General features: G+C 59.1%; 21 protein-coding genes and 8 pseudogenes. 13 read left to right on the top strand and 16 right to left on the bottom strand.

Annotation, left to right across the window (positions count from 1 at the left end; all coding sequences use genetic code 11):
* Positions 1-64 precede the first annotated feature (64 nt).
* Positions 65-364, top strand: a complete 300-nt coding sequence (locus ASD36_RS30500) for a hypothetical protein (RefSeq protein WP_156393818.1) — start codon at positions 65-67, stop codon at positions 362-364.
* A 187-nt stretch (positions 365-551) separates the two neighbouring features.
* Positions 552-749, top strand: a pseudogene (locus ASD36_RS30495) (MFS transporter); the annotation flags it as partial.
* Positions 750-752: 3 nt separating this feature from the next.
* Here ASD36_RS30495 and arsH read toward each other — a convergent pair.
* The 8 genes from arsH to ASD36_RS07760 all read right to left on the bottom strand — a co-directional run bounded on the left by arsH (position 753) and on the right by ASD36_RS07760 (position 5,934).
* Entirely contained in the window at positions 753-1,481 is a 729-nt protein-coding gene (gene arsH / locus ASD36_RS07795) for an arsenical resistance protein ArsH (protein WP_244489766.1), read from the bottom strand.
* Positions 1,456-1,878, bottom strand: coding sequence for an arsenate reductase (glutaredoxin) (gene arsC, locus ASD36_RS07790; protein ID WP_060509682.1), 423 nt, complete (start codon positions 1,876-1,878; stop codon positions 1,456-1,458). The genes arsH and arsC overlap by 26 nt, the downstream gene beginning before the upstream one ends.
* A 2-nt stretch (positions 1,879-1,880) precedes the next feature.
* Positions 1,881-2,939: an ACR3 family arsenite efflux transporter gene (arsB, locus tag ASD36_RS07785; RefSeq protein ID WP_060509680.1), complete on the bottom strand. Its 1,059-nt coding sequence runs from the start codon at positions 2,937-2,939 to the stop codon at positions 1,881-1,883.
* Complete coding sequence (locus ASD36_RS07780) at positions 2,939-3,466, bottom strand: arsenate reductase ArsC (protein WP_060509678.1); 528 nt, start codon at positions 3,464-3,466, stop codon at positions 2,939-2,941. The genes arsB and ASD36_RS07780 overlap by 1 nt, the downstream gene beginning before the upstream one ends.
* Before the next feature lie 15 nt (positions 3,467-3,481).
* Entirely contained in the window at positions 3,482-3,922 is a 441-nt protein-coding gene (gene arsN2, locus ASD36_RS07775; RefSeq protein WP_060509673.1) for an arsenic resistance N-acetyltransferase ArsN2, read from the bottom strand.
* On the bottom strand, positions 3,919-4,272 hold the full coding sequence (locus ASD36_RS07770) for a metalloregulator ArsR/SmtB family transcription factor (RefSeq protein WP_060509672.1): 354 nt from the start codon (positions 4,270-4,272) through the stop codon (positions 3,919-3,921). Before ASD36_RS07770 ends, arsN2 begins: the two co-directional genes overlap by 4 nt.
* Positions 4,273-4,396: 124 nt before the next feature.
* Complete coding sequence (locus ASD36_RS07765) at positions 4,397-5,302, bottom strand: site-specific integrase (protein ID WP_060509666.1); 906 nt, start codon at positions 5,300-5,302, stop codon at positions 4,397-4,399.
* A 62-nt stretch (positions 5,303-5,364) separates the two neighbouring features.
* Positions 5,365-5,934: a hypothetical protein gene (locus ASD36_RS07760; protein ID WP_156393816.1), complete on the bottom strand. Its 570-nt coding sequence runs from the start codon at positions 5,932-5,934 to the stop codon at positions 5,365-5,367.
* A 767-nt stretch (positions 5,935-6,701) separates the two neighbouring features.
* On the opposite strand from ASD36_RS07760, the gene ASD36_RS07750 reads away from it, so the two are divergent.
* Positions 6,702-6,992, top strand: a complete 291-nt coding sequence (locus ASD36_RS07750; RefSeq protein WP_060509659.1) for a hypothetical protein — start codon at positions 6,702-6,704, stop codon at positions 6,990-6,992.
* Positions 6,993-7,800: 808 nt separating this feature from the next.
* Here the strand turns inward: ASD36_RS07750 and ASD36_RS07735 are convergent.
* Positions 7,801-8,229: pseudogene (locus ASD36_RS07735) on the bottom strand (transposase); the annotation flags it as partial.
* Here ASD36_RS07735 and ASD36_RS07730 point away from each other — a divergent pair.
* From ASD36_RS07730 to ASD36_RS07720, 3 genes and pseudogenes are all read left to right on the top strand, one after another.
* Positions 8,229-9,212, top strand: a pseudogene (locus ASD36_RS07730) (hypothetical protein); the annotation flags it as partial. The pseudogenes ASD36_RS07735 and ASD36_RS07730 overlap by 1 nt on opposite strands.
* Before the next feature lie 133 nt (positions 9,213-9,345).
* Positions 9,346-9,594, top strand: a complete 249-nt coding sequence (locus ASD36_RS07725; protein ID WP_060509652.1) for a type II toxin-antitoxin system Phd/YefM family antitoxin — start codon at positions 9,346-9,348, stop codon at positions 9,592-9,594.
* The gene (locus ASD36_RS07720; protein WP_060509650.1) at positions 9,591-10,013 is read left to right on the top strand and encodes a type II toxin-antitoxin system VapC family toxin; all 423 of its coding nucleotides are present in this window, start codon (positions 9,591-9,593) and stop codon (positions 10,011-10,013) included. Before ASD36_RS07725 ends, ASD36_RS07720 begins: the two co-directional genes overlap by 4 nt.
* 297 nt (positions 10,014-10,310) lie before the next feature.
* Here ASD36_RS07720 and ASD36_RS31275 read toward each other — a convergent pair.
* Positions 10,311-10,462, bottom strand: a pseudogene (locus ASD36_RS31275) (IS3 family transposase); the annotation flags it as partial.
* Positions 10,463-10,537: 75 nt separating this feature from the next.
* Here ASD36_RS31275 and ASD36_RS29790 point away from each other — a divergent pair.
* From ASD36_RS29790 to ASD36_RS31270, 4 genes and pseudogenes are all read left to right on the top strand, one after another.
* Positions 10,538-11,214, top strand: a pseudogene (locus tag ASD36_RS29790) (IS3 family transposase); the annotation flags it as partial.
* 651 nt (positions 11,215-11,865) lie between these two features.
* Positions 11,866-13,395 carry a group II intron reverse transcriptase/maturase gene (gene ltrA, locus ASD36_RS07695; RefSeq protein WP_277995990.1) on the top strand — a complete coding sequence of 510 codons (1,530 nt, stop codon included), beginning with the start codon at positions 11,866-11,868 and terminating at the stop codon, positions 13,393-13,395.
* Positions 13,396-13,453: 58 nt separating this feature from the next.
* A pseudogene (locus ASD36_RS07690) lies at positions 13,454-13,930 on the top strand (DDE-type integrase/transposase/recombinase); the annotation flags it as partial.
* Between the two features lie 64 nt (positions 13,931-13,994).
* Positions 13,995-14,078 (top strand): annotated as a pseudogene (locus tag ASD36_RS31270) (globin); the annotation flags it as partial.
* Between the two features lie 95 nt (positions 14,079-14,173).
* Here ASD36_RS31270 and ASD36_RS07685 read toward each other — a convergent pair.
* Complete coding sequence (locus ASD36_RS07685) at positions 14,174-14,482, bottom strand: hypothetical protein (RefSeq protein WP_060509643.1); 309 nt, start codon at positions 14,480-14,482, stop codon at positions 14,174-14,176.
* Positions 14,483-14,685: 203 nt separating this feature from the next.
* Positions 14,686-16,503 carry a chloride channel protein gene (locus ASD36_RS07680; protein WP_060509641.1) on the bottom strand — a complete coding sequence of 606 codons (1,818 nt, stop codon included), beginning with the start codon at positions 16,501-16,503 and terminating at the stop codon, positions 14,686-14,688.
* A gap of 373 nt (positions 16,504-16,876) precedes the next feature.
* On the opposite strand from ASD36_RS07680, the gene ASD36_RS07675 reads away from it, so the two are divergent.
* Together ASD36_RS07675 and ASD36_RS31265 are read left to right on the top strand one after the other, a co-directional pair.
* Positions 16,877-17,224 carry a MarR family transcriptional regulator gene (locus tag ASD36_RS07675; protein WP_112834714.1) on the top strand — a complete coding sequence of 116 codons (348 nt, stop codon included), beginning with the start codon at positions 16,877-16,879 and terminating at the stop codon, positions 17,222-17,224.
* Positions 17,225-17,399: 175 nt separating this feature from the next.
* A pseudogene (locus tag ASD36_RS31265) lies at positions 17,400-17,679 on the top strand (VapC toxin family PIN domain ribonuclease); the annotation flags it as partial.
* A gap of 138 nt (positions 17,680-17,817) precedes the next feature.
* Here ASD36_RS31265 and ASD36_RS07665 read toward each other — a convergent pair.
* Positions 17,818-18,264 (bottom strand): Rrf2 family transcriptional regulator, encoded by a 447-nt coding sequence (locus ASD36_RS07665; protein ID WP_060509636.1) that lies wholly within the window; start codon positions 18,262-18,264, stop codon positions 17,818-17,820.
* A 198-nt stretch (positions 18,265-18,462) separates the two neighbouring features.
* On the opposite strand from ASD36_RS07665, the gene hmpA reads away from it, so the two are divergent.
* Positions 18,463-19,674, top strand: coding sequence for an NO-inducible flavohemoprotein (gene hmpA, locus ASD36_RS07660; protein ID WP_060509634.1), 1,212 nt, complete (start codon positions 18,463-18,465; stop codon positions 19,672-19,674).
* Positions 19,675-19,930: 256 nt separating this feature from the next.
* On the opposite strand, the gene ASD36_RS07655 is transcribed toward hmpA, so the two are convergent.
* From ASD36_RS07655 to ASD36_RS07645, 3 genes are all read right to left on the bottom strand, one after another.
* Complete coding sequence (locus tag ASD36_RS07655) at positions 19,931-21,391, bottom strand: benzaldehyde dehydrogenase (protein WP_060509632.1); 1,461 nt, start codon at positions 21,389-21,391, stop codon at positions 19,931-19,933.
* A gap of 21 nt (positions 21,392-21,412) precedes the next feature.
* Positions 21,413-22,198 (bottom strand): 3-oxoadipate enol-lactonase, encoded by a 786-nt coding sequence (pcaD, locus tag ASD36_RS07650; RefSeq protein WP_060509630.1) that lies wholly within the window; start codon positions 22,196-22,198, stop codon positions 21,413-21,415.
* A 73-nt stretch (positions 22,199-22,271) separates the two neighbouring features.
* On the bottom strand, positions 22,272-23,603 hold the full coding sequence (locus tag ASD36_RS07645; RefSeq protein WP_060509628.1) for an MFS transporter: 1,332 nt from the start codon (positions 23,601-23,603) through the stop codon (positions 22,272-22,274).
* Positions 23,604-23,617 lie beyond the last annotated feature (14 nt).

Raw genomic sequence — 23,617 nt, 5'->3', positions numbered from 1 at the left:
AAGCCAGGCCCCGGATACGAACCAGCATCATTGACGTCGCTTCCGCAAGCCCTCACGATAAGGGATGTCGTCAAGTGCAAGTTTTGTCAGTGAACTCTACGCGGCTGCAAACCACGTGGCTAAGCTGCCACCGTCCGAGCGCCGCAGATTGATTGAACGTGCCCTTGAAACGATCGCCGGCCAGCGGGAAATCGTGCAAAAACAGGGTAACGTCGCACCTCTAACGGCCGCATCTCTCGCGCAGATCACGCGAATGATGAAAGAGCTCGACAACGGGCACGATCTTGTTGCAGCGCACCTGCTTTTTGAATGCGCAGATGAAATCCGCAGGCTTCAAACCTTGGCGAAAGACAATGAAGCCTAGTTTTGCCATGAGCGAACACTGATCGATGGGCAAAGAGCATATCGGAGAACCGAGCATAGCGGTGGCATAGCCACGGTTCGGGAATTCGCGCATGCAACTCCGGTTCCCGGGACAGCCGCAGGAGATTTAGCAAAGCGCCGCCGAGACGGCGGAAATCGGGATCGACTGTCCCCGGAGTTGCATTCCATACGGGGCGATCACGGGGAGGATGGCGGCCGCTCGACTCGCCGTCGGCGCCGCGGCTCCGTTTGTCTTTTCCACCGCGATGGAGAACCTCGGTATCGGTGTCGCCCTGTTCGCCAACGCCTTGTTTGGCGTTCTCGGTATTCCGTTGTTCGTCGCCGTCGCGACATCGTCGAGACGGCCCGTGACGGCGGCGAACTAAACCTCAAATAGATTTCAGCGAGACCCGCTGCTCGAGCTTGGCGGCATCCTCGACGCGCTCGCTGTAACGATCGGTCAGGTAGGAGGACGCGTCCCTTGTCAGGATGGTGAACTTCACCAGTTCCTCGCAGACATCCACGACACGGTCGTAATACGACGACGCCTTCATCCGACCGTCGGCGTCGAACTCCTGATAGGCTTTCGCGACGCTGCTCTGGTTCGGAATCGTGATCATCCGCATCCACCGGCCGAGGATACGCATCTGCCCAAGGGCGTTGAAGGACTGCGATCCTCCTGACACCTGCATCAAAGCGAGTGTCCGTCCTTGCGTGGGGCGCACCGAACCGACGGCGAGCGGTATCCAGTCGATCTGCGATTTCATCACGCCGGTCATCGCCCCGTGACGCTCCGGACTGACCCAGACCTGGCCCTCGGACCACTCGGACAGCGCGCGCAATTCCATCACCTTCGGATGCGTTGCGGCGGACTCGTCGGGTAGCGGCAAACCCTTCGGATCAAAGACCCTGACATCGCAGCCGAGGCGTTCGAGCAGTCTTCGAGCCTCATGAGCAAGAAGCCGGCTGTAAGACACCTCCCGAAGCGAGCCGTAGAGGATCAGGATGCGTGGCTTGTGCGTTGAGAAGGCTGGCCGCAACGCTTCGACATCGGGCTGATGGAGGTAATCCTCCTTGAGTGCCGGGAATGTCTCAGACAATGCGCTTGCCCTCCCGATCGATAACCTGTTCGCCATCTTCCTTGGTGAAGGGACCCTTCAAGGTGTCGGGCAGGATGTCGAGCACGGCTTCGGACGGCCGGGCGAGCCTCGTGCCGAGGGGCGTCACGACGAACGGTCGATTGATGAGGATCGGCTCCTTCAGCATTGCGTCGAGCAGTTGGTCGTCTGTCAGGCTCGGATCGTCGAGGCGAAGGTCCGCGTACGGCGTCCCCTTTTCGCGGATCGCCTGCCTGACCGTCAGTCCGGCATCCGAGATCATCTTGACGAGTTCCTCGCGCGTCGGCGGGGTCTTCAGATACTCGACGACGGTTGGCTCGATGCCCGCGTGGCGGATCATGGCCAGCGTGTTGCGCGAGGTCCCGCAATCGGGGTTGTGATAGATGCTGACGTCCATGATCAGGTCCTTGTCGTAGCAGTGTTTCGGGAGACGGCGGGCGCAGCTTCGTACCAGCCCTTGGAGCGGTTCACGATCCAGACGACCGAGAGCATCACCGGGACCTCGATGAGGACGCCGACCACGGTCGCCAGCGCCGCCCCGGATTGAAAGCCGAAAAGGCTGATAGCGGCGGCGACAGCCAGTTCGAAGAAGTTGGAAGCCCCGATCAGAGCCGAGGGGCCGGCAACACAATGGCGCTCCCCGGCAATCCTGTTGAGAATATAGGCGAGCCCGGAGTTGAAATAAACCTGGATCAGGATCGGAATAGCCAGGAGGGCGATGATCGTCGGCTGCGCGATGATCTGTTCGCCCTGGAAGCCGAACAATAGCACCAGCGTCGCCAGAAGCGCGACAAGCGACAGCGGCTGGAGCCTCGAGAGAACGGCGTCGAGCGCGCGCTCCGTGCCACCAGCCGTAAGACGTCCTCTAATGACCTGTGCGATTACCACCGGGACGACGATGTAGAGCGCGACCGAGATCGCCAGCGTGTCCCACGGCACGGTGATCGCAGAAAGCCCAAGGAGCAGTCCGACGACGGGTGCAAATGCGACGATCATGATGGCGTCGTTCAGCGCGACCTGTGAGAGCGTGAACAGTGGTTCGCCCTTGGTGAGATTGCTCCAGACAAACACCATTGCCGTACAAGGCGCTGCCGCCAGGATGATCAGGCCCGCAATATAGGCGTCGATCTGGTCGGCGGGCAGATAGGGCCGGAACAGCCATCCCACGAATAGCCAGCCAAGCAGGGCCATCGAGAACGGCTTGACCATCCAGTTGATGAAGAGCGTCACCCCGATGCCGCGCCAGTAGCTACCGACCTTGGAGAGCGAACGGAAGTCGATCTTCAGGAGCATCGGGATGATCATCAGCCAGATGAGGATCGCCACGGGAATGTTGACCTTGGCGATCTCTGCCGAACCGATGGTCTGGAATACACCGGGCATCAGATGACCGAGAGCGATCCCGACGACGATGCACAGGCCGACCCATACGGTCAGGTAGCGTTCGAACATGGACATCAGACTGTCTTCCCCTGTGTTCCGGTCGAACCCTCCATCCGGCCGATCTGGCGGAGCTTCTGCTCAAGCGCCATTCTGTCGATGGAGGTCAGCGGCAGGCTGAGGAAGGCAGAGATGCGGTTCTTGAGGAATCTCGCGGCCTGCGCGAAGGCGCGCTGCACCTCGGCGTCCGATCCTTCGACGGCCGCCGGGTCTTCGACACCCCAGTGGGCTGTCATCGGATGGCCGAGCCACACCGGGCAGGCCTCGCCCGCAGCGCTGTCGCAGACGGTGAAAATGAAATCCATCTGGGGCGCGCCGGGTTCTGCAAAGACGTCCCACCTCTTCGACGAGAAACCCTCGGATGGATAACCGAGCGCCTCGAGCTCGCGAAGAGCATGTGGATTGACTCCGCCCTTGGGATGGCTGCCAGCGGAGAAGGCGCGGAAGCGGCCTTTGCCCTCATGATTGAGAATGGATTCGCCGAGTATAGAGCGAGCGGAATTGCCCGTGCAGAGGAACAGCACGTTGTAGGTCTTGTCGGTCATGGTCGTGTTCCGTTGTTAGGTCGGTGGCCTGGTAAGCTTCATGATGGTCGCAGAGGCCGGGCAGATGCCCGAAAGCTGGCGGGTCGAGAGAACGGCGGCGGGAACGTCAGGTCGGGCCACGACGGAAAAGCCCAGGATTTCGAAGAACCCGGAGGCTGTGGTGGTCGCGAGATAGACAGTCGATGCCTCTCCCGCTTGCTCAATCGTCATGTGTACAAGGATTCTGCCTAACTCTCGGCGACGGTATTCGGGCAGAATGACCAGCGACCTGAGGAGACAGGCGGCGCCGCAGTCCTCGATACCGGAGTAACCGACGATCGCGCCATTCTCCGTTACGGCCCTGTAGAACGAGCGGCCATCCTCGCCGATATCATCGGTCGGCAGATGCGCCTCGATCAGAGCCGCCTTCAATCCGGGGTCGTCGCCTCCGACAGGCTCAAGCTTGATCGACGTCATGACGGCCTCGCGGCAGGCGCGCAACAGGGCGTGAGTTCGGCGATCAACGGTGCGCACAGTTCGGCCGATCCTCCGCAGCAGTCCTTCAGCAGGAACAGTGTCAGGTCACGGAACACGTCGAGATCCGCCCGGTAGATAATTGAACGGCTCTGGCGCTCGCTTTTGATGAGCCCTGCCCTCGCCAGCGTGGCAAGGTGGGCTGACATTGTGTTCTGTGGAACGTCGAGCATCCTCGCAAGCTCGCCGGCGGGCACACCTTCCGGTTCATGACGAACGAGAGTCCTGAAGGTTTCGAGCCGGGTCGCCTGGGCAAGCGCCGAGAGCGCGCTGATTGCACTGTTGTTTTCCATATATCCAGAATAACGGATATATAAGATGTGTCAACCGCCCGGAGGATGGTCGGAGTTGGGCTTTCCGATAGGTCGGCCCGGCAACACGGAAGATATCGGCGACCTCGATCGAGGTACGCATGGCTCAGTCGTCGGGCGTCTTGCCTTCCATAAGTGCCATCAGCCGGTCGAGCGGCCCAGCGACCGCGTGGATCGTCCGGGTAGAAACCTTGGCATAGAGCGCGGTCGTCTCCAGCTTGCTATGTCCGAGCAGAACCTGGCTGACACGGATATCGGTGCCATCCTCCAGAAGGTGGGTGGCAAAGCTGTGCCGTAGGGTGTGCGGACTGACGCGCTTGTGTATACCGGCGACCTCCGCAGCTTCCTGAACAGCGCGATGCAGTTGCCGCGACGAGATCGGGTCGGTGCGACTGCGTCCCGGAAACAGCCAGCCATGAGGTAGCATCACGCCGCGCCGCTTTCCTTCGCGCCACCACAGTCGTAACAGTTCAAGGAGTTGCGGGGAAAGCAGGGCATTGCGATCCTTGCGTCCTTTGCCTTGTTCAACGCGGATCAGCATGCGTGTCGAGTCGATGTCATCGACCTTGAGATGCGCGACCTCCGAGACGCGCAAGCCCGCGCCATAGGCTACCCCGAGCGCCGCTTTGTATTTGATGCCTGGTGCCGCCTCGAGCAACCGTGCAGCTTCCTCCATGCTCAGCACATCGGGTAGCTTGCGTGGATTGCGGGTAATCACCAGCGCTCGCGCCATATCCCGCCGTTTTAGCGTCACCGTATACAGAAAGCGCAGCGCTGAAACCGTGCTATTGATCGTCGCCGGGCCTACACCGTTCTCATGCTGATACAACTGGAAATGCCGTATGTCAGCGACCGTTGCGGTGTCAGGGGCACGCCCAAGAAACGTGGCGAAGCGCCGGACATGACGGATGTAATCCTGCTGAGTGTGGGATCCCAACCCCCGCATTACCATGTCTTCTTGCATGCGTTGGCGAAGCGGTGTGGTCCGGGTATTGTTGGAGAAGCTGGCCATTGAACGTTCCTCTCGTTGAAGGGAACTCCATGGTCAGGCAACACCAACCGCCTGCCTAGAACTCAGATAATCACACTAACCTCACCGCGCACGCCCTCCCGCGAAGCGGGTTCGTGCATGGGGGCGCGAAGCAGCGGTTTGGGCGCTGCTGCCCTCTGGACAGGTGGCAGGCCGCGCCACGCAGCCTGAGCAATTTTAATTACCTTGCTTAGTTGGCTGGTATGCCGCATGGTCTTTTTGTCAATGGCATTTGAAGCGGGCGCCATTGCGTAAAGGTTGAATACCTTCGCCCCAACAAAAGGAGGACAGCAATGTCTTCCAACACTCCCCACGACTATCTCGAAACATCCCATATCCAGATGCTTGATCGCGTGCTTCAGCGTGCTGGCTTTTTCGGTCCGGAGTCCAAGGTTGACGTAGGTGTCGCCCGAGAGGCCGCGCAATACTTGCTCAAACTGTTTCAAGGCGGAATTGACGCTGAGGAAGATCTCGTGGTTGCCCTCGATGCACGCGGGAAAAGTCATGCAAATGGGGGCGATACTCCGCGGCAGGTGCGATTGGAAGCAGTCAATCGATGGGCAGATGACGGAGGTTGGAGTGGCAATATGCAAGCTCGCGATTAAGCCACTCATTATGCCCCCCGACTTGAGGACGGCGCTTTGCCCCGGCACTGGAACGATACGGTTATCAAAGTGTTGGAAAGTAGGCTCCTCGGTTTCCGAGCATAGGGGCTCACCTGCCGCCACGCGGTGTGCCCTTGATGCGACCGCTGCGATTTGGGATTAGGGCGATTACCCATGGAACTTATTTCAGTGCAAGCTGTTATATTCGCGCGCTCTGCAAAGGCGTAGTATACTCAAGGTTATTTCATTACGCTCGCCCCGGCTGAGACGAACGGTCGGGGTTTTTAAGAGCTGCACACCTAAAAGAGATGCTGAGCGTCTAGTTCTGCTTCATCGACCATTAATCCGGGCAAAGTGGGGGGGGGTAGGCAGCGAGGGGACCGCCATCTGACCAAGGGTGGATCTTCAAATGATCTTATTTGATTTCTTGCTAATGCCGCGATTAGCGCGCAAGGTTGATTTTCCAGCAGCCATCGATAAGGGCGCTACTGTTTGAGGGCTTGCTACCCTGGCCCCAAGCGAGAGGAGGACAATATGTCTTCCCATTTCCCACTTCGTCACAATCGATATCTCATTTCCATGATCGCGTCGCAATTACTTGTCGGCGCGAGCGTGCTGATGATCGCTTTCGTCCTTACGGATGGCTGGCTTTGGTAGGCTTGCGATTGAGAAGTAGAAGAACCGCAGCGACATTTTTAAGCCAAGCCTTTCGAGCGCCGCTGACCGCCGACAACGAAACTACTGCACATGCCAGTGAACATCGAGGCGAAAACCCTATGAGAACGACCGAGACTAAAATTACCTTCACGCGACCATTCAGGGTTGAAGCGCTCTTCGAGCCGCAAGAGGCGGGCACCTACCGTCTGATTGTCGATGAAGAACTCATCGAAGGATTGAGCTTTCCCGCGCACAAGCGTGTCGCCACACACCTTGAGATTCCGTGCCTCTCCGCTTCTCCGGTAATCCGTCAGCGTCTTCAAGTTTCCTACGATGATATCACCCAAGCCCTGGCGCTCGATGCCGCACAAGTAAGTGGCGCCGATGCCGAGCCTTCTCTGAAAAACTGAAAGGATGACACCGTGTCTTCCATGATCTGCAATGTGAACTTTAACCCGACCAGCAATCGCATCTTAAATCAGATGCTTCACAAGGCTGGATATGTCACTAGCCGTATGAGCCCCTTGGTAGGCCCATTGGCCGAACAATCGCGCGCGGTACTCAAACACTTCATGGCTGGCGTTCTTGACCATCGTGATCAATGTAGCCCATCCGCTCCTCTTGCAGGAGCGGACTACGGCCGGCCTTAGTCTCGCACTCCTTCTCGCCTGCTTCGCCGAGACTAACTAAGGCAGTTTGTGGGATCTTGTCGGACCCGGCCGGCGCACCCGCTTCATTCGCGAGGCGGTCGATCACGGCTTGAAGTTTGCAGCCATGGTCAAAAATGAGATCGAAGACGACGAATGGCGGTACCGGAAATCACTGCCATTTGCTCAAGGTGTGGCAGGTACCATGGTCCCCTTCAAGCGGACTGACGGCTTTAAAGTAGCGACGCCTACGGCGCGAACGACGGGAATGCTTAAGGGTTTCGGGTGCCGTCAGGCGTACGAAAGCCTCTCATGCAGGAACCCGCGGTCGGCATTCTCAGAGCTATGGGGTTTTTGTGTATCGGATCTTCCGGCGGGCCGCCGATCGCAGCGGCGTTTGTTAATCCCAGCGGGCCGAGATTGGTGTTTGCAAGCGTGATCGCCGAGATTTTCTTGGTGATTGGGAGCGCGTTTGCCCGGCTTAAAGCCGTCGCCATTCGAACTGGCGCAGGCCCTCCTGTTGGCCGGCTCTGCTTTGAGCAGACCATATGAATGGATCTGCCATGCCGGGTCATGACGCGCTCTCCCGGTTCATTGTCGCCGTGTTTGGCGGTCCGCGTGGCTGATGCCAGCATTCGAACACCTCGATGACGATCATGCGTCCGCCGCAACATGGGCATGGGGGGCGGATCTCGATTGGCTCGTCGGCAGCGTTGTCGACAAGCGGCGGGGCAGCGTTCAGGAGCTCGCGGGCGCGGGTGATGCTCGTCTTTCGGGAACTGCCGGCGAGCAGGCCGTAATGCCGGATGCGGTGGAACCCCCGCGGGAGAACGTGGAGCAGGAAGCGTCGAATGAACTCGTCGGGGGCAAGCGTCATGACCTGCTGCCGATCGGAACCGTCGCGGCGGTAGTCCTTGTAACGGAAGGTGACGCCGGTCTCTTCGAACGAGATCAGGCGACTGTTCGAGATGGCCACCCGGTGGGTATAGCGCGACAGATACCCGCTCAGAGGTCGGTTGGATCCGCCAGCATCCCGAGCTGCTGAACAACGTCAGGCCGATCGACGGGCCGATAGCGCCCGAAGAAATCGAATTTGCTGCGCGCGACTGGCACGGCGCCTGCGATGCGTTTCATCGGCACGCAGGCAACAGATCCAAGGAGGTGCAGCGGGTGATGCGCGTGCATCGTGATCCGTTCGAGCCGATCATGTGCATTCCGGAGGCGGACAAGCCGCTGGCGGAATACCGCAAGATCGCCGACGAGATCTTGAAGCGCATGCCGGATGAAGATCGCTACCCCCGACCGGCCGCCGAAGCCGTCCGCTCCTTCCTGATGCTTCGCCTCGGTCTGCATCTGGGACTTCGGCAGAAGAACCTTCGCCAGCTTCGTGTCTGCCCGCGCGGCCATTTCCCGACGTCCGAGCGGCGGCTGGAAGATTTGAAATGCGGTGAACCGCGCTGGAGCGATCGGGAAGGTGACTGGGAGGTGCTCATCCCGTCGGCAGCCTTCAAAAATGCGGGCTCGTCCTTCTTTGGACAGAAACCGTTCCGGCTCATCCTGCCGGACCTTCTTGATCTCTATAAATATCTCGACGCCTATATCGATCGCCATCGCGGTGTTTTGCTTGGTTCGGCAAAGGATCCCGGCACGCTGTTCGTCAAGACAGTGAAGACGACCAGTTTGGACGCGGCCTATGACTCGACCAAGTTTTATGAGGCCTGGCGATCCGTGATCCAGCGGTATGGATTCTACAACCCCTATACCGGCCGTGGTGCCATCAAGGGCCTGCTGCCGCATGGCCCTCATAACCTCCGGGACATCCTGGCAACCCATATTCTCAAGCAGACCGGGTCTTATGAGCAGGCGAGCGATGCGATCCAGGACACCCCGGATGTGGTGCAGCAGCACTATGGCCGCTTTCTGCCGCAGGACAGGGCGGCCTTGGCTGCCAAGATATTGAACCAGGTCTGGGAAGCGGCGTAACGACCGGTATGACTTGAAATGGAGCGGTGCGCCGCTCCATTCCCGTGGCGCGTCCTCATCCTTTAACGCCTAGCCTTGTATCGGCGGCGATCCATGCTATATGTAGGTACATACCTACATCGGAGTGCGAGCCATGTCCACCCTCACGAGCCGTGAACTCAATCACGATGTCAGCAGCGCCAAGAAAGCCGCGCAAAGTGGTCCGGTGATTATAACGGATCGGGGCAAGCCTTCGCACGTGCTGATGACCTATGACGACTTCAACCGTCTGTCCGGTAAGCGCCGCAACCTGATCGAGGCTCTGTCCATGTCCGGGCTTTCCGACATCGATTTCTCGCCCGAGCGAGTCGAGATTGTTTCGCGCCCGGTGGATCTTTCTTGACCTATCTGCTCGACACCAATGTTGTCTCAGAACTGCGCAAGATTGGTGACGGTAAGGCCGACGCCAATGTCGTCGCCTGGGTCAGTCGGGAAGATGCGACCTCCTTTTTCCTCTCGGCAATCACCATCCTCGAGCTTGAGCGTGGGATCCTTGGCGTACAGCGGCGCGATGCCCGGCAAGGCGCGCGGTTGCGGACCTGGCTCGACAGCCACGTCCGGCCTGAATTTGCCGGACGCATCATTGCCGTCGACGAGGTGGTCGCGACGCGCTGCGCCCATCTGCACATTCCCGATCGGCGCAATGAAGTCGATGCTTTGATCGCGGCAACGGCCCTCGTTCATGGGCTGACGGTGGTCACCCGCAACGTCAAGGACTTCGAGAGGACCGGCGCGATTATCGTTGACCCGTGGCTGGGCTGATTTTGTGCGGTGCGGTTTAAATCCGTCGTTAGGAGATAACCGCACTGCCCGTCTTTTCTCTATAACGACCGATAATGTTGCATTATCGGACTTTATGTTCATTATAGAGAAATGGCGCAAATCATCGAGGAAAACAGCGAAATTCACGTCGACGAGATCTCCGCGCCGTCTCTCAGCACGGCGTCTAGCGGTGATGTTTTCGCGCCGGAGGCATCAGCGGACGTCTCCCCTCGCCTGCCGGTGTCGGGCGAAATGAGAAACTGACCCCCTGGAGGTGCGGACGAATTCTTGGACTGCTTACGCTGCAATTCCGAGGTTCCGGCGGTATTCCGCGGGGCTAAGTCGTCAAGCGTCGTATTGATCCAGTCGCGATGGTAGTACATCTCGTTTTTTAGCCGTCCAAAGAAGCCCTCGCAGGCTGAGTTATCCGGTGAGCACCCAGAGCTGGCTCGGAAAATCTGCACAGCAAGGATAAGTGGAATTTCTGCCTGACTTCGGCTTAGATGCCAGGAACAGGAGATACCATGACGAGACGACCGCGCCGGAACCATAGCCCGGCTTTCAAGGCAAAAGTGGCGCTTGCCGCCATTCGAGGCGAGCAGACGCTGGTGGAACTGTCCCAGCAGTTTGACGTGCACGCCAACCAGATCAAGCAGTGGAAAGACCAGCTCCTTGAGGGGGCGACAGGCGTTTTCGGCGATGAAGCGAAGGCGGAACCGGCGGGTCCAACCGTCGATATCAAAACGCTGCACGCCAAGATCGGGGAGCTGACGCTGGAGAATGATTTTTTAGCCGGAGCGCTCGGCAAGGCGGGATTGCTGAGCGGAAAGAAATGATCGACCGCGAGCATAAGCTATCCGTCGTGCGCCAGGCGAAGCTTCTCGGCTTCAGCCGTGGCAGTGTCTATTATTCGCCGCGTCCGGTGTCTGACGGCGATCTGGCTCTGATGCGCCGGATCGACGAGTTGCATCTCGACTACCCATTTGCCGGAAGTCGGATGTTGCAAGGGCTCTTGAGGGGAGAAGGGCTGGAGACTGGGCGGCTGCACGTCGCCACGCTGATGAAGAAGATGGGCATCGAGGCGATCTACCGTCGCCCGAACACTTCGAAACCGGCACCTGGGCACAAGATTTACCCTTATCTCCTACGCAAACTGGCGGTCACAAGGCCCAACCAAGTCTGGGCGATGGACCTGACCTATGGTGCGCCTCGCCCCAATCGGGGAGGCATATGACTGGAATGCAAAGAGAAAGGAGGGTCTCGAGATTTGCCTGTCCCCTGCTGCGAGGGGACATGAGCCCAAGCGGCGGTGACCTGCCGTCAACTGGCAGGGTGACGTAGCCCGCAGGTAAAGGGGATTGAGGCGAAGTCGTTACGCCAAGATGGTTCCCGAGGCTATAGTATTGGAAGGTTGAGGAACACGAACCGGTTAACTCGCATCTGAGGGCTGAAAGGTCGCCTTCGCCTACACGGCTTAACAGGCGGAATGCTGATGATGTCGCCAGACACGTACGACGGCGTGCATCTGCACGCGAGCACAGATGTAAGGATGCTCGCGGTGGGTCATGGGGAGAATGCAGCCAGACCATGACATCGGCATCGACTTGCGGAACGCAAGGGAAAAGACTGCGACCGGCAGCCTCACCAATACGCTGACGTCCAGCATATGAACGAGGGAAGGCATGATGGAATGACAACGAAGTATTGCGTCGCAAGGGAGTTGACCCTGATGTCCATCATGTTGGCGGAGTTCTCGTAGTAGTCCGCGGCAGGGAAAGCCTGCCACATGGCGAAGGGGAACAGTTCAAATTGCTTGAAGTGCAAACTATCTGACCAAGAGAGGTGAAGACCTTTGATAATCAGCGAAATGCAGCACAAGCTCGCAACATGGGCCGAGAGCGATCCAAACCGACGGTTTGATCGTCTTCTTCGGCTGATTGCCAATCGGGAATGGCTTGCCGAGGCAGCTCGGATCGTTCTGGCGTCGAGTGGCGCACGAACACCGGGCATCGACGGAATGGACAAGCAACGACTGCAGGTCAAACTGGATCAGCATCTGGACGACCTGCGGACGAGCCTGCTGGAGGAGACCTATCGCCCCCAGCCGGTTAAGCGCATCTATATCCCGAAACCCAACGGCAAGCTAAGACCACTGGGTATTCCGACCCTGACGGATCGCATTGTCCAACGCGCCATGCTGATGGCCATGGAGCCAATCTGGGAGAGCGATTTCCATCGTTTATCCTATGGCTTCCGGCCGGAACGTAGCGTGCATCATGCCGTCCGCACCGTAAGGATACAGCTTCAGGATGGGGCCGACACGACGAGGGGCCGCTGGATCATCGAAGGTGATCTGGCCAGCTACTTCGACACGGTCCATCACCGGCTGCTTCTGAAATGCGTGCGGCGAAGGGTGCAGGACGGACGGTTCGTCGATCTTCTCTATCGGTTCTTGAAAGCAGGCCACATCGACCGTGGCCTGTTTACAGCCTCCAGCGAGGGTGTTCCGCAAGGTGGCGTTCTGTCACCGCTCCTGTCCAACATCATGCTCCACGAGTTTGATATGTGGCTGGAGGCGAAATATTTGAGCGACAAGGCCCGCAAGGACCGATGGGCATGGAACTTCGGCATCAAGCAGGGCCGCCCCATCACGGTTCGCGAGAACCGGCAATGGAAACCGGCTGTTGCCTATTGCCGATACGCTGACGACTTTGTCGTGATCGTAAAAGGAACCAGAGCTCAGGCAGAGGAAATCCGTGAGGAATGCCGGGCGTTTCTGGAAGGTGAGTTGAAGTTGACGCTGAACATGGAAAAGACCCATGTCACCCACGTCAATGACGGCTTCGTCTTTCTGGGACACCGGATCATTCGCAAGCGAGGAGCGCATGGGCGGATGTCCATCGTCACGACGATACCCAAGGAAAAGGCAAAGGGGTTTGTCCACAAACTGACCAAAACCCTTTCCGGCAATCATAGTGTCAGTACGGTCGACATGATCGCAGGCCTGAACCGCCAACTGGTGGGATGGGCGGCGTTCTACAAGTTCACCGACTTCACGGCGTACGTCTTCCGGCGCATCGATCATGTGGTGTTCTGGAAAATGGCGCATTGGCTGGGACAAAAGTATCAATCCCGCATCAAACCTTTGATGCGGAAATGGTGCCGCGTCCCGGAACCGGGCGAGGCAAAAACCTGGCTCGTGTATGGTCGCAGTGAACGCGGTGACCCTGTCGGAAAAGCGCTAAAACGGCTTGTCTCAAGCCCCAAGGCGCAATTCCGGTGGCGCAATCCGGAGGAAAACCCATACATCTTCCGGATTGAAGACCGCAGTACCGTCACGTCGCACTACCATGACGTTGCTATGGCCATGGGCCAAGCTTGAACAGAGAGCCGTATGCGCTGAAAGGTGCACGTACGGTTCGGGGAGGAGAAGCGCATCTGCGCTTCTTACTCCACTTCCGATGGCTCGCGGATTTGTCTATCTCTGCGCCGTTGTGGACTGGTTCAGTCGGAGGGTTCTGTCGTGGCGACTGTCGATCACGATGGAGGCAGCCTTCTGCATCGAAGCAGTCGAGGAAGCGCTGGCCCGTTATGGCAGACCCGACATATTCAACACCGACCAAGGCTCGCAGTTCACCTCCATCGACTTCACCGCTGTGCTGAAGAAGGCGGAGATCGCCATCTCGATGGATGGCAAGGGCGCATGGCGGGATAATGTCTTCGTCGAGCGGCTCTGGCGTTCGATCAAATACGAGGAAGTCTACCTCCACGCCTATAAAACAGTGTCCGAGGCCCGCGCTGGGATTGGCCGCCATCTGACCTTCTACAATAGCCGACGCCCACATTCATCCCTTGACCGGCAGACGCCGGATCAGGCCTACTTCAATGCGCTGGCACCAATGATGGTGGCGGCATAATCGAGGCGGAAATCCACTTAGCGAAACGCCGTGAACTGTCCAGACGAACCGAGCCACCTCTGAAACTGCGGATCGCATAGCACGAAGCCTGACGCTTTCGCTTTTCTATAATCCGGCACTCGACGACCCGACACTAACCCGAAGCTAGCGATCTTTTAAAGGTCAGCGCGAATGGAGAAGCCCTCCTGCCCGACAGTCGCCAGTTCTTTGGTCAGTTGGCAATGACGTCGACGATCCTGCCGCTCAGCCATGTCGAATTGATCCCTCGCTTGCGCTCCATGCCGGGGGTGCGCCCGGCGCACTCACGCGGTGAAACGTGTGAGACGCTCCATTTCTCCATAAAAAGGCAATATGATCCTCGATCGTTTCGAGAATAAGGGCAGAGATGTCCGCCTCCAGTGCAAGATCGCCGGTTGTTGCAACCGTATCGTCAGCAATCAGTGCCCTGATCCTTTTCACATCAAATATCTCCTCGGGCCGCCCATTGAAGTGAAGATACAGCGTTCGGTGCACCGCTGCGCTGACGGTATCACGGTCGCGAACACCCAACATGGTCACCTCCAATAACGTTTAAGATGCAACCCAGACCAGTATTGTAGATGCTTTCTGAAATCGACGACTGATACGGATGAAATGAAACTCCCATGATCCTTAGGATACATTGTCCAAGCATCTGCCTCAAGCCGAATGCCTGTGCTGCCATCACCACGTGAATGGTGGGCCAGTCTACACAAGCATTCGCCGTTGCTTCAAATTCATATCTGCTCTTTCTCCACGCCCTTGCGCGATCCGAAATAGGGGCGCCGTTCTGTCTCGCTTGCTCTAAGAGTATGGCGAAGCCGGAGCAGGTCTTTGCGCGCGATGAGGCCTTTAAGCTGACCACTTTGTGGATCCACGATCGGAATGCGACCAGCGTCCGTGATGAGCATGAGGTCGGCAACATAGCCAACCGTGTCGTCGGGATGGGCAATTGGTAGCGAGGCGTCGGAGACGAGATCTCCAAGGGGATGGCCGGAAAACTCCTTCTCTTGCTGCCACCGCAAGGCATCCGCGCGCGAGACCAATCCTTTAAGAACGCCGTTGCTGTCCACGACGGGATAGATACGGTGGGCGTTTGCCGTCGCTACAAAAAAGCTGGTGGCTGTATCAACGGTCATATCGGTTGGAAGCGTATCGACCTCCTTGATCATGATGTCACGAGCACGCGCAAATTCGAACGGATCGATGCCGTATTCGCGGGTGATGTGCTGGCCGCGGCGGGCGATTTTCTCGGTCAGGATCGATCGGCGGAGCAGAAGCACAGTCACGGCATAGGCGGCAACTGTCGCTGCCAAAAGCGGCAGCAGGGCCGACACATCACCGGTCAACTCGACGGCAAAGAAGGTTCCCGTCAGTGGCGCGCGCATGGTGCCACCCATCATTGCCGCCATACCAAGCAGTGCCCAGAAGCCGGGATCTCCAGGAAGGACAAGACCGACGAGCCAACCAAGCGCGCCCCCGAAAATCAGGAGCGGCGCAAGGACGCCGCCCGAAGTTCCCGACGAGAGTGCAACCAGCCAGATTGCCGCCTTTACGAGCAGGATCGTCAAAACCGTCGTGGGCATGATGCTGCTGTTCAGCAGACCGTCGATAATATCGTAACCGACGCCAAGTGCCCTTGGCTCGATCAGACCGCCGAGGCCAATGACCAGCCCGCCGAGCGCAGGGCACCACATCCAATGGATTGGCAGCGCTTCGAAAAGGTCTTCAACCTTGTAGAGCAGCGTTGTCAGGATGCCGGATTGGATGCCCGCGATGATACCCATCGCCGCACAAAGCAAGATGCCCCACCATGGCAGGTCCATATGAAACTGCTTGGGAAAGAGTGGACCCGTCTGAAACAGGAATGGTCGCCAGCAAACGGAGACACAGGCGGCAACCGCGACAGGGATGAAACTACGCGGTTTCCACTCGAAGAGCAGCAGTTCAACGGCCAGCATGATCGCCGCGATCGGTGAGCCGAAGATCGCAGTCATACCAGCGGCAGCACCAGCGACCAGCAGCGTCTTGCGCTCGGCCGAGCTTAGATTGAAGCACTGCGCAAACAATGAGCCGATCGCACCGCCCGTCATGATGATCGGCCCTTCCGCACCAAACGGCCCCCCGGTCCCGATCGAGACCGCCGATGAGAGCGGTTTCAGGATAGCGACCTTAAGCGACATGCGGCTGCCCCCGATCAGGATCGCCTCGATCGCCTCCGGTATGCCGTGACCGCGGATTTTTTCGGATCCGAAGCGGGCCATCAGCCCGATCACGAGGCCTCCTATGACGGGGATGAGAACCATCCAGACCGAGCGATGCGCTTCGGCCAAGGACGCTGGCGCAACGCTGAGGCGGCCAAACCAGGTAAGGTTTGTCACCAGCGAGATGAGACTGACCAGAACCCAGGCAGCAAAGGCGCCGCCGGTGCCAACAACCAGAGCCATTCCGGTTAACGCGAGAACGCGCTTGTCGGTAGTAAAATCCCCGGCCTCGCGCCGGGAGAGGCCGCCCATGAAATCATGGGTACGGTGCGGGTTTTCTTGTGGTGACATAGTAGATCCTGCTGCCAATATTGGTTGGCACGCATATATATCGTATTACGACATATATCAACTGGCGAAGAGAATCGGTAGCAGCCAGGCGATCTCTCCCTGCAACCAGCCGAATGTCGCGGGCATCAGAGAGTTGATAATGAGCGCGCAACGCTGCAGGTTTGCTGGGTCAGGCGTTTTCTACGACACTCGCATAAGGTGCCGGAATTTTTACGACGGTCGCCTATCTGTGGGTTACCTGCCAACAGGTGTGGCCATATATGGACGTCGAAGGCACAAATCGCGGGGAGGAAAGGTGAAAAAACTGGAGGACGATCTAACGGACGCCGATTACGAGGCGCTGTCCACCCTGCGCTATACGCTTCGCCGCTTTATGGATTTCAGCGCATCGGCGGCGCAGCAGGAAGGCTTGCCTGCGCAACAGCATCAGGCCCTCCTTACGATCCGTGGGCATCGCGGCGTCGAAGCCATGACGATTGGATCCCTGGCTGAGCGCCTGCTTATTGCGCCGCATTCGGCCACCGAACTTGTTGGAAGGCTCGTCGCTGCGGGATATGTCTCACGGACCACTGATCTCGTAGACAAGAGAAAGCAAACATTAGCGCTGACCGAGAAAGCCGACGCAGTTTTGAAGCGGCTGACAAAAACACACATTGCTGAGATTAAAGAGTTGGCACCACAGCTGATCGACATCCTTCGTGATTTGCAGCGCGATTTGTGACTTCGATACGGCATCCCAAGAGAGAATACGTCCGAAAGCAGGCAACATCGAAGATATCTGTTCGGATGCAATGCGATACCATCGCGTCCGAAGAAGGATGTTGGACGATAAGAAATTGCCGCGGGTGAGGTTGGAGAACCGGAACCGGTATAATCTTCACCACTGCCGTGACCGACGTTTGCTCCCCGACGGTCGCCGCTGGCGCGACTTAGAGGCAGCTATTCTACCAATATTTCCGAAGATCTCGCCGGGCGAGTGCCGCCGTTTGATCACGAGGCTGCAGATGTCTACGGGTCGCTTTCGACGGACCGGCGCAAAACGGCCGACCAATCCGCCAGTTTGACGCGCAGATTGCTGCCATTCCCCTTTCGCGAGGCGCCGCGTTTGTTACCCGGAATGCAGCAGATTTCGAGGGCCTTGACCTGAGCATCATAAATCCCTGGAAGCTCCGGTGACATCAAGACCTTAACGAATATCGCGCAAAACCCTGAAGCCATGCCGCCTATTGTTTTCCGACCGATATAAGCGCGAAGCAATCAAGGGAAACAAACAAGATGCCGGGGCTTGCCTCTCGCAATCTCAACTCGCCGCGTTCACGGGTTGGCCAATTCAGGACTGCGACCCAAGCTATCGAAAATCAGCGCGAAGTCCTCGGGCCGTGTCACGAGGTCCGCCAGCGAATACCGATCCAGAACCGCCAGGAAAGCAGACAGTGCTTCCTTGAGCATACCCGTTAGACGGCAGGCGGGAGCGACGATGCAGTTTCCGCAGTCCACAAGATCGAAACCGCCCTCGGTACGGCGGACGAGTGCGCCAATGTTGATGTCTTCTGGAGGCTTTCCAAGCCGGATACCACCGTTGCGCCCACGAATGCTTTCAACGTATCCGGACTGGACCAGTTCGGTGACCACCTTCATGAGATGGTTCTGCGAGATCCGATAGGTTTGCGCCACTTCCGCAATCGAGCACAGGCGATCCGGACGTGCCGCCAGGTAAAGCAGCACCCGCATCGAATAGTCGGTGAACAGCGTCAGCTTCATTTGAATTCCCGGAAACGGCGATCGACCATATAATATGCATTTCACTTGCATCTTTCAAAGGGCAGGTATAGATGCATTTTAAATGCATGTTTATAGACCTCTGCTCTGACCTCGCTGAACGATCGATCGACAAGACCGTTTGTCCGCGCGACAGGCAGCGGAGGCCCAGACCCGGTAACTGAATGACAGGAGATTTTGATGTCGCAGCCCCTCAGCAACCAGACGATCGCATATGTCAAGGCAACCGTTCCCGCCTTGGAGGCTCACGGTCTGGATATCGTGCGCGAGATGTATTCCCGAATGTTCGAGAACCCGGAGATCCGCGATCTGTTCAACCAATCGCATCATGGCGACGCCGGGTCGCAGCCGCGCGCTTTGACCGCTGCCATTCTTGCCTATGCGAACAATATCGACAATCTCGCCGCCCTGGCGCCCGCAGTGGAGCGCATCGCGCAGAAGCATGTCGGCCTGCAGATCCTGCCGGAGCATTACCCCCATGTGGCCGAGGCTCTGCTGGGGGCGATCAAGGCCGTTCTTGGCGATGCCGCAACCGACGAGGTTCTGGCGGCCTGGGGGGAGGCCTACTGGTTCCTCGCCAATATTCTCATCGCGCGCGAAGGCCGGATCTACAGCGAACAGAAGGGGGTGACCGGCGGCTGGAACGGCTGGCGCGACTTTCGGATCGATGACGTGGTTCGCGAAAGCAACGTCATCAATTCCTATATCCTGCGCCCCGTGGATGGCGGGCCGGTCATGGCGTACCGGGCGGGTCAATATCTGACCTTTTGGTTCGAGGTTCCCGGCCATGCTCCGATCAAACGCAATTATTCGATTTCGGCCGCTCCCAATGGCGAGACCTATCGGATATCTGTCAAACGGGAGCCGCATGGCCTGATCTCGGGTTGGCTGCATGACAAAGCCGGGCTGGGCACTGTCCTGAAGGTTGCGGCGCCTGCGGGCGAATTCTTCTTGAGCGATCCTGTCGTCCGGCCGGTGGTGCTACTGTCTGGCGGCGTCGGCTTGACGCCGATGGTCGCCATGCTTGAGACGCTGGTGAAAAACGGCGCCACCGTCCCCGTCCACTACCTGCATGGAACACATGACCGCGATACGCATGCGATGCGAGACCAGGTCCGCTCTCTCGCGGAGAAGGGCAGCAACGTCCAAGTGACCGTTTTCCATCAGACACCCCTCGGGAACGAAATCGAAGGTCGCGACTACGATGTTGCGGGCATCATCACGGACGAATGGCTGGTTTCCAATACACAAGTCACGGAAGCCGACTACTATATATGTGGTCCACGCCTGTTCCTGCGGCACGCGGTCTCGACCCTGTCGCTGGCCGGTGTGCCCTCTGACCGGATCCATTACGAGTTCTTCGGCCCGGCCGACGAACTGCTGGCTGCCTGACACAGACAGACATAGGCGGCCTCGTCTCGCGATGGCCGCCTATCTCGCTGAATTTAACGCCGCCGGCTCGAATGCCGGCGGTGACATTTGCCAGACAGCGAGCGAAGCCGATACCTCTGCCCCCTGCTGTGACCCCCATGCACCAACGTTCTTCGCTACGTCATTCGTTGCAGCGACAACGCTCCCTACTTCGAGAAAGTCCGGATGCCAAAATCAGCGACATAAAAAGCCAAGACACAAGCTATCCAAGCAAATTTCAAAGTGGATAGGCCGGTGCTTCCGCCTTGATCGTCAGCCATTGCCACTGGGTGAACTCTTCCCAGTTGGCCGGACCACCGATGCTGGTACCGTTGCCTGAGGCACCGACACCGCCGAACGGGTTGACGACGTCGTCATTAACAGTGGAATCGTTGATGTGGAGCAGGCCGACATTGAGCTTCTCGCCCAGTGCCAGCGCCCGGCCGACATTGCGCGAGATGATGGCTGCGGAGAGACCGTAGTCCGTGTCGTTTGCAAGCGCGATGGCCTCCTCGTCCGTATCGAAGGTCGTCACTACCGCCACCGGAGCGAAGATTTCCTCGTTGAAGGCAGGATTGCCGGGGCGCACATCCGTCAGCACCGTCGGCTGGAAAAAGAGGCCATCGCTCTTGCCGCCTGCCGCCAGCTTCGCGCCACCTGCAACTGCTGCATCGACGATGCCAAGGGCGTGATCGGCCTGTCCGCGATTGATGATCGGGCCGAGCGCCACCTGGCCCGATGCAGGGTCACCGACAGGAAGTTTGGCCGCGTGCTCGGCCAACCGGCGGGAGAATTCGCCGGCGATGCCGGCCTGCACCAGCACACGGCCCGCCGACATGCAAATCTGGCCCTGATGCAGGTAGACGCTCCAGACGGCGTTCCTGACAGCGAGGTCGAGGTCGGCATCGTCGAGTACGATAAAGGAATTCTTGCCGCCAAGCTCCAGCGAGACCTTCTTGAGGTTGCGGCCTGCCGCCTCACCGACCCGGCGCCCTGCCGAGGTCGAACCGGTGAACTGGATCATGCCGACATCCTTGTTTTCCGTCAGCGCGGCACCGGCGGCGCCGTCTCCCGGCAAGACCGCAAGGACGCCCTCGGGAAGCCCGGCTTCCTCGAACAGGCGAGCGATGACATGACCTCCGCAAAGCGCCGTGCGCGGATCGGGCTTGAGCACGACGGCATTGCCAACGGCGATTGCGGGCGCGACGGCGCGCATGGCGAGATAGAGCGGGAAGTTGAAGGGAGAGATGACGCCGACGACGCCGATCGGCCGGCGTTTAGCAAGGCTGATGCGCCCCCGTTCGGACGGCAGTATTGCACCTGCGGCCTGCGAAGGCATGGCAGAAGCCTCGTAGAGCGCCTTGATGGTCAACGCCACCTCGAACTCCGCCTTCGGCTGGACGGAGCCGGATTCACGCAGGATCCAGTTGGCGATCTCCACGCGGTTGTCCTCGGCGATGCGGGCCGCCTTGCGCAGGATTTCCGCCCGGCGCTCATAGACGGTTGCCGCCCAGGCGGGCTGCGCCTGACGCGCTCGGCGTGCTGCATCGGCGATATCAACGGGACTTGCCATGCCGATCCGGCCCAGCTTCGCACCGGTTGCCGGCTCGATGGCGTCGAGGGCGTTCGCTGGCTTGATCCAGCCGCCAGCGAAGACGACGCCGCCAAGATGCTGCTCGTTCAGAAGTCGGCTGCTCATGTTCTTCTCCCGCGGATTGGTTCAGCCGTGTTCCAGAAAATTGGACAATACAGCGTTGAACGATGATGACGATTCGATATTGACGATATGACGGCCAGGAAACGAAACGTGCCGCCCGCGCTGCACATTCGCGGCAATGGCCTGGAGATCAGACGGCGGGCAGACCGGGTCATCCTCGCCGGAAACGGCAAGCAAGGGATGGGATATCCGGCCGAGCGCTCCGCGAAAATCCGCTCCAGAGAGCGCCGCACAGCAACCGACATAACCCTCAGGGCTCGTCGCGGCGAAACGGTCGAGAACGCCGCGCACCATCTCGGGCTCCGCGGCGATGAAACCAGGTGTGAACCACCGTTCGGCGGTGGCGGCGACGAGATCGCCGAGACCGTCCTTTCGCACGGCTTCCATGCGCGCTTCCCAGCTTTCCCGCGTCCCGATCCGGGCGGCGGTAGCGCAGAGGACGACCTTGTCGAGGCGATCCCCGGCATGGACGGCAAGCCATTGCCCCGTCAGGCCGCCGATGGAGAGACCGCAGAAATGCACGCGGTCGATGCCCAGTGCATCGAGCAGCGCCAGAACGTCGCCTCCGAGATCGGAAAGTGCATAGGGGCCTGGCGGAGCAGAAGACTGGCCGTGGCCGCGCCGGTCGTAGCGCAGTACCCGGTAGGCTTGCGAGAACGCCGCTACCTGCCTGTCCCACATGCCAAGGTCGGTTCCGAGCGAATTGCAGAACAGCAGCCACGGCCTATCCGCGACATCGCCGTCGATGCGATAATGGAGGCGATGGCTGGCAAGATCGAGATCGGGCATAGCAGACGACTTTCGGCATGAGGCGAAAAGGGTGGAACGACCGGCGGGCGAGAACACGCCGGTCGCCGATTGTTCATGCCGTGGCAAGCTGTCCGGTTTCGGTCCGGCGGGCATTGCTGACGGCGAAGACCAGCATAGCAAGTGCAGAGACCATCGCGGGGATGGCGAAGATCAGGAAGTTCTGCTGGAGCGGCAGTTCCTTGGCAAGCAGCACGCCGCCGAGCGTCGGTCCGACGATGGCGCCGATGCGCCCGACACCCGAAGCCCACCCCAGCCCCGTCGAGCGGACGGAAAGGTTGTAGAGCTGCGCAACGCTGGCATAGAGCAGGATCTGCGTGCCGATGGTGCTGGCGCCTGCGACGAAGACCACGATGAACAGCAGGCCAGCTGGCGGATTGTAGCCGATCAGCGCGATGGAGGCGGCGGCGGCAATAAAGTAACCAACCACCACCTTCGGCAGGCCGAAGCGATCTCCGAGCCAGCCACCGGCAACGGCACCGGCCATGCCGCCAAAATTCAGCGAGAAGAGGCTGAGCAGGCTCGCCTTCTCGGCATAGCCTGCCTCCTGCAGCACCTTCGGCAACCAGGACGACAGAAGATAGACAAGCAACAGGCAGCAGAAGAATGCGAGCCACAGCATGAGGGTGCGCAGCGTGCGCTGGTGGCGGAAGAGTTCGGCAATCGAGGCGGATGCACCTTTGCTCTCGGTGAAGACCAGCGTATCGCCGCTCTCCAGCCGGGCGGAGGGCACTATCTGTGCATAGATGCGCTGCGCCTTCTGCTGCTCTCCCTGCCGGATCAGGAAGCCAAGCGATTCCGGCAGCTTCCAGAGGACGAAAGGCAGGAGCAGGAGCGGCACCGCAGCGGCGAAGAACATCGGCTTCCAGCCATAGTGCGGAATGAGACCGATGCCGAGAGCGGCAGCCACCATGCCGCCGACGGAATAACCGGAAAACATCAATGCAACCATGGTGCCGCGCATGCGCTTCGGGGCGTATTCGTTCATCAGCGCCACCGCATTCGGCATTAAGCCGCCACAACCGAGGCCGGCGATGAAGCGGAAGACCTTGAACTGGTCGGGCGAATTGGCAAAGCCCGTCAAAAGGGTGGCCACGGTGAAGACGAGGAAGCTGATCGCGATCCCTTTCTTGCGGCCAATCCTGTCGGCGAGCGGTCCGAAGATCAGCGCGCCGAACATCATGCCGAACAGTGCCCACGCCTGCAGAACACCGGCTTGCGGTTTGGTCAGACCCCACTCCACGATCAGTGTTGGCAGTACCGTTCCGGCAACGAAGACGTCGTAGCCGTCAACGATCAAAAGCAGCGCGCAGAGCGCTACCACCGTCCACTGAAATCGCCCGAAAGGGTTATTGTCTATCGCTTCATTCACGTCGATCTTGCGCATTCTCACTCCTCCCA

Source organism: Rhizobium sp. Root1334, assembly GCF_001426665.1.
Taxonomy (GTDB): Bacteria; Pseudomonadota; Alphaproteobacteria; order Rhizobiales; family Rhizobiaceae; genus Pararhizobium.
The sequence above is the reverse complement of the archived record's forward strand: the minus strand, read 5'-3'. Positions and strand labels throughout refer to the sequence as shown.